This is a genomic window from Phyllobacterium sp. YR531 (assembly GCF_000282595.1).
Classification (GTDB): Bacteria; Pseudomonadota; Alphaproteobacteria; order Rhizobiales; family Rhizobiaceae; genus Phyllobacterium.
In genome coordinates, this window is sequence record NZ_AKIZ01000010.1 from 1 (window position 1) to 6,718 (window position 6,718).

The following is a 6,718-nucleotide window of genomic DNA, read 5'->3' on the forward strand; positions in this document are numbered from 1 at the left end:
CACTCCACAAAACTGTCAACACGGTTTTTGAACTTATTATGAAAAATATGACAGAGTTTTTGAATCTCTCCCTCGCTTCTCCTAGAATCCCGTAAATCTGGCTTTGAGCCTGTGGATAATTGCAGAGGCCACAAACCCGCCCGATTTGCATCATAGCGCTCGTGCATCGTGCGATGAGCCATCCATACAATAAGAAGTTAAAGGCGCATCGCGTTGACACAGCGATCTTACAGGGGCAAAACTGCGACCGCATGAAATACCAGAGCGAGGCCGCATGGCTGATGCACTGATCATCTCGTAAAGCCTTAATCTTATAAATGGCGACAGGTTCGACACGTAATCGTATGAATGAGTATGAGGGGCATTCTCTGATTGATCCGGGCAACGAGCCTCCGCTGATTACAGACGGACGCCGTGGGCCGCCGGATCGACGTGAGGTTTCAGCACGCTGGCTTGCAGGCACGTTCCTGACAGGCATCACATCAAGTATGCTTATTGGTGTCGCACTTTTTGCTGCTCTTGACGGACGTGAGCAACTTGCCACACCGCCGGAACTCATGGCGCGTAATGCGATGCCGAGTGCCAATAACAGCGACGTAGTCAAAGGCGCTCGTGTGGCGGCCACCACTCCCGTCCAGAAAAATCGGGATCGCAGGCGCCTTGATGTATCGACCATGTTTAAAGAGGGCGAGCGCGATGTCATTCGCACAATGCCGTTCGAACTGGTTCACATTGCACTTGCGGATGTTCACAATACCAATCGTCGCTACCCGTCCTTCAATCCTCTGAATGTATTTGCTGAGGCAAATGCCAACACCGATCCGATTCCACGAACCGGTCTGATCTATGGAGCCAAGGTCGAAAGCGAAGTAAGTCTGCGAACGTCGGACTTTCCGTTGGCGACCGCTCAATACGATCCTTCAGATGATCTGAGCGTCGATGAGGTTGAGGAAGTCGTCCGGAATACCGGCGCATTGCTCTCCGATGGGGCAATCCAAGTCGCCTCGCTCCATTATGTGGATCCACTGCGCTTCGGTTCAGATGAAGACCCTTATAATTTGCGCAGCCCGCTTGCCGTAAAAATCATTCAGGAAAATGTAAGCGTCTCGCCCCGGTTGGCGGAGGATGCAGTAAGTGCAGGATATTCTGAAGAGCTGATTCCCTTCAGACGCGACAATGACATCCTGACCGCGCTTAGCGACGCCGGTTATGAAGGCAGCGATGCTGCAGGGATGGCGGATGCCATTTCTAAGTTGCTCAATTCCACGCGTTTGAAAGCCGGGAGTGTACTCCGGTTAGGTATTGAGTCGGAAAACAACACCGACCAGATCATTCGCGCCAGCATTTACAATCGCTCCACCCACATACTTACGATCGCGCTCAATGATCGCGAACAATATGTGCCGGCTGATGAGCCGGAAATGACTCCAGGTCTTCAAGTGGCATTTGACGATAGTCCACCTATCATGCGCAGGGCTGAGGATCTGCCGACTGTTTATGATGGCATCTATAGAGCCGGCATGGCCTATGGCATGACTGACACGATGATCCAGCAACTCATTAAAATGCTGGCGTCTGATGTGGACTTCCAATCCCAGCTGTCACCGACCGATCAATTGGAAGCGCTCTTCTCCTTGCCAACAGGTTCCGAGAAAGCCGACGAGCAATCTGAAATTCTTTATGTGGCGGCCAATTTCGGTGGCGATTTGAAGAAGTTCTATCGCTTCCACGGTGATGATGGGACTACTGACTATTATGACGAGGACGGTAAGAGCTCTAAGCAGTTCCTCCTCCGCAAGCCTGTCCCTAACGGTGTTTTCCGCTCGCCCTTTGGTATGCGCCGTCATCCATTGCTTGGTTATTCGCGAATGCACACGGGCGTCGATTGGTCTGCACCTCGTGGAACCGCAATCATTGCATCCGGCAATGGTGTGGTGGAGAGAGCCGGGTGGACCAATGGATATGGCAATCAGACGTTGATTCGCCATTCCAACGGCTATGAAAGCAGCTATTCGCATCAGAACGCTATCGCCAGCGGCGTTACGCCCGGCGCAAAGGTTCGTCAGGGTCAAGTCATCGGCTATGTCGGATCGACGGGTCTGTCGACGGGACCACACCTGCATTATGAGGTGATGGTCAACGGCTCGAAAGTCGATCCGATGCGTATAAGATTGCCGAGTGGCGGCGAATTGCGCGGGGATGATCTTGTGGCGTTCAAGCGTGAACGTGAACGTATCGATCAGCTTATCCAGGATGACGGTACACCGCCAACCAAGGTTGCGGCCAGCGGCTGATTCCTTCTCCCAAGTTCCGTTATTCCTGAAATTCTACCGTGACGCCCTTCTGCACGAGTTTTGATAGCTCGGTTGCATCCCAGTTGGTGAGACGGACGCAGCCATGACTGTTGGTCTTGCCGATCTTCGACGGCTCCGGCGTACCATGAATACCGTAAGTCGGCTTTGACAAGGCAATCCAGACTGTACCCACCGGGCCGTTCGGTCCCGGAGGAATTGTCAGCACCTTATCGTTTTCGCCCTGCTTGAAATTCAGCTTGGGATTATATGTATAGTTCGGGTTAAGCGCGATACGCTCTACCTGAACGGTACCGGAGGGCGAAGGCGTGTCGGTCGAACCGATGGTGGCCGGATAGGCAACAACCAGTTTCCCCTCCGCATTATAGCCGCGAACCTGCTTGCGGCCTTTATCAGCAATGATCTTTGTAACTGCCCCTCCAGCACTTTGGCCCGTATTGGCCACCTGAATTGTCACCCCGGGAGTATTGAAGTCGACGCCGGGATTGAGCTCTTTCAGATAGTTCTCATCCATATGGAATCGCTCAGCCAGCAATTCGGTCACAGATGTAAACGCCATCCGCTCCAACTGGGCCTTGTGGGCATAGTCTTCCGGAATGGACGCAACATAGGGGTAAGCCGCGTCTTCTGACGAAATCGTATAAGATGTGATGGCCGGACCGCCAGTTTGTTCAAGCGATGCGTTGATCCCTTCCTCATTGAGCGGATCAAATTGCTGACCGGTCATTTCCTCAAATGCCGCAACCGCCTTGTCGACATTGCCACCCTTATGGCCATCAATCACCCCAGGCGACACGCCAATCCGGTCAAGCAAAACCTGAATCGCCGTAATCTTCGCCTTAGCGCCCTGCCCTTTCGGCAGTTCGACAGTTGGAGCCGGATTGGGGTGAGCGGGAATTTGCTCCTGTGGCGCATTGCTCAGGCCATCGGATGGAAAATCCGGGTCAAAAAGATTGGGGTCGGACGGCTGCAAGCCCGGTTCACCATTTGCAGGCGGCAAAGGTTCACGGGAAACGTTTCCATAGTCCTGTTCTGATGGAACAGGATCACGTCCACCATAAGGGTCATTTGGAATAGCACCGGTGTCGTAATTGTCCTGTGGTGCCTCTGGAAAATAGTCGGGACTCTCACCATACTGGTCGTTCTGTGGTTCTTCGACAGAAACGATGCGACCACGGCGGTCAACGGTTACCCGGCGGCCATATTCATCAAAATAGGAGCGGAATGATTCGCGGCGCGGTCGGCGTTCCTGCGGTTCAAACAATTGCGCGATTTCATAAGACTTTTGCTGATCGGCAGACACGGCAACACGCGCCGCCGCTGCGGCAGTGCCAAAACCGATAGCGCCCGCCGTCGTAGCGAGCAGTATTTTCATCAACGGACCACGGTAAAACGCCATGCCTGAGCTTCCGATTTCCAACTCTTTTGACGCAGTCCGGCGCTCCCGGAACTGCCCAATAACTTATCATTAATCATAAAATGACGCGTTTTCATGTTTTTATGGTTAATGCCATCAAATGATAATCGCATTTACCGGATGAACGAGACATGAAAATGGCCGCCCTGTGGCGGCCATTTTCGCTGTTTCGATGTGTGCCGTTAAGCAGCTTCATTATTCTCAATCGCCGGGCCCGCTTTCGAAGCCTTGAAATTAAGCCGATCCGAGCCGGATGTAATCTTGACGGTAGAGCCGTCCAGAATTTCACCAAGCAGAATTTTCTCGGCTAGCGGGTCCTGCACCTGCTTTTGGATAACGCGCTTCAACGGGCGGGCGCCATAAGCAGGATCGTAGCCCTTGTCGGCCAGCCAGTTTGTAGCATCATCGTCAATCTTCAGGACAATCTTGCGATCCGCCAGAAGCGACTGCAAACGCTGCAACTGTATGGCAACGATCGTTCCCATTTCCTTTCGTTTCAAACGATGGAACAGGATAACTTCATCGACACGGTTAAGGAACTCCGGCCTGAATGAGGCTTTGACCACATTCATCACATCCTCGCGCACGTCTTCAACATCCTGATCCTCACCGAGCGAAACAAGATACTCCGCACCCAGATTCGAGGTCATGATGATCAGCGTATTGCGGAAATCGACAGTACGCCCCTGACCATCCGTAAGGCGTCCATCATCGAGAACCTGCAACAGCACGTTGAACACATCCGGATGAGCCTTTTCGATTTCGTCGAACAGGATCACCTGATATGGCCGCCGCCGAACCGCTTCGGTCAAAGCCCCGCCTTCCTCATAACCAACATAGCCGGGAGGCGCACCAATCAGACGGGCCACCGAATGTTTTTCCATATATTCCGACATATCGATACGAACCATGGCCGTTTCGTCAGAAAACAGGAAGGAAGCCAGCGACTTCGTCAGTTCGGTTTTACCCACACCTGTCGGCCCGAGGAAAATAAACGAGCCAATCGGCCGGTTCGGATCCTGCAAGCCGGCACGCGCGCGGCGTACGGCCCTGGATACAGCTTGAACAGCTTCACCCTGACCAACAACCCGCTTGGCAAGTTCGTCTTCCATTCGAAGCAACTTGTCGCGCTCGCCTTCCAGCATCCGGTCAACCGGAATACCTGTCCAGCGGGATACGACCTGCGCAATATGGTCCGGCGTCACGATTTCTTCGACCATGGAGGTCGAACCATCATTCTTTTCCGACTCAGCCAGCTGTTTTTCCAGTTGCGGAATTGTGCCGTAGGCCAATTCACCCGCCTTCTGGAATTCACCATTACGCTGTGCCGAGGCCAATGCATTGCGCGCATCGTCAAGCTGCCGCTTCAAATCAGCCGCCAAACCAAGCTTCTGTTTTTCCGCCTGCCAGGTATTGGTTATTGCCGTCGACTGTTCTTCCAGATCGACAAGTTCCTTTTCCAATCGTTCCAGGCGGTCACGCGACGCATTATCCGTCTCGACTTTCAACGCTTCGCGTTCGATCTTCAGCTGCATGATGCGCCTGTCGATCTCGTCCAGTTCTTCCGGCTTGGAATCGACCTGCATGCGAAGACGCGCCGCGCCTTCATCAATGAGGTCGATAGCCTTGTCCGGCAGGAACCGGTCGGTAATATAGCGGTTCGATAGTGTAGCTGCCGCCACAAGTGCCGAATCGGAAATCCGGACTTTGTGATGCTGCTCATACTTTTCCTTCAGACCGCGAAGAATCGATATCGTATCTTCAACAGTTGGCTCATCGACAAAAACAGGCTGGAAACGCCGAGCAAGCGCAGGATCTTTTTCAACATGTTTGCGATATTCATCGAGAGTCGTTGCACCGACGCAATGAAGTTCACCACGTGCCAGTGCCGGTTTTAAAAGGTTCGACGCGTCCATAGCGCCTTCGCTTTTGCCTGCACCGACGAGCGTATGCATTTCATCGATAAAAAGGATGATATCGCCATTTGCCGAAGTGACTTCAGAAAGCACGCCTTTAAGCCGCTCTTCGAATTCGCCGCGATATTTTGCGCCAGCTATCAGTGACCCCATATCAAGGGCCATTAATTGCTTATCTTTCAAGGATTCCGGCACGTCGCCATTGACGATACGCAAGGCAAGACCCTCAGCTATAGCCGTCTTGCCAACACCCGGTTCGCCGATAAGCACCGGATTGTTCTTGGTGCGGCGTGACAAAACCTGAATTGTCCGGCGAATTTCATCGTCACGGCCAATAACGGGATCCAGCTTGCCCGACCGCGCATCAGCAGTCAGATCGCGTGCATATTTTTTCAATGCATCATAGCTGTTTTCAGCAGATGCAGAATCCGCCGTCCGGCCTTTGCGGATATCATTGATAACCGCATTGAGACCCGCTGCTGTAACACCGGCGCGGCTTAATATTTCCGATGTTTTGGAAGATTTTTCGATAGCCATTGCCGTAAGCAGCCGCTCGACAGTAACAAAGCTGTCACCTGCCTTCTGGGCAACTTCTTCTGCGGTAGCAAAAACTTTGGCAAGTGGCTGGGCAAGGTAAAGCTGCCCATTACCGCCAGTTACTTTTGGCAAGGCATCAAGTGCTGCCTGCAACCCGAGGCGCACATCTGCTATCCGACCACCTGCTCTCTCAATCAGAGATGCGGCGAGCCCCTCTTCATCATCCACCAGCACTTTCAGAAGGTGTTCTGGCGTGAATTGCTGGTTGTTGGATGAAAGGGCAAAAGTCTGCGCCGCCTGAATGAAGCCGCGGACCCGCTCAGTATATTTTTCAATGTTCATTCTTGTCTCCTTTTACCGGACAACCCGAAATCGGCATTGCGCGGTGTGTTGGTGACGGATCCCCTACATAGAGGCAGATCCATTCGCTCGATGCAGATATGGGAATATTATCCCCGGCGTACAAGGTCACATTCCCTGCTTTTATGACGCTTGTTCGACGTGAAATCTAACATGATATGCTTCCCCTTTGCCAC

The 6,718-nt window shown here is 52.8% G+C and carries 3 protein-coding genes; 1 reads left to right on the top strand and 2 read right to left on the bottom strand.

Annotated elements, in window-relative coordinates:
• Positions 1–344 precede the first annotated feature (344 nt).
• Positions 345–2,294, top strand: coding sequence for a M23 family metallopeptidase (locus tag PMI41_RS03355; RefSeq protein ID WP_040853660.1), 1,950 nt, complete (start codon positions 345–347; stop codon positions 2,292–2,294).
• Between the two features lie 19 nt (positions 2,295–2,313).
• Here PMI41_RS03355 and PMI41_RS03360 read toward each other — a convergent pair whose 3' ends face one another.
• Both PMI41_RS03360 and clpB read right to left on the bottom strand, forming a co-directional pair.
• Entirely contained in the window at positions 2,314–3,711 is a 1,398-nt protein-coding gene (locus PMI41_RS03360; protein WP_008121778.1) for a L,D-transpeptidase, read from the bottom strand.
• A gap of 200 nt (positions 3,712–3,911) precedes the next feature.
• Entirely contained in the window at positions 3,912–6,524 is a 2,613-nt protein-coding gene (gene clpB, locus PMI41_RS03365) for an ATP-dependent chaperone ClpB (RefSeq protein WP_008121781.1), read from the bottom strand.
• Positions 6,525–6,718 lie beyond the last annotated feature (194 nt).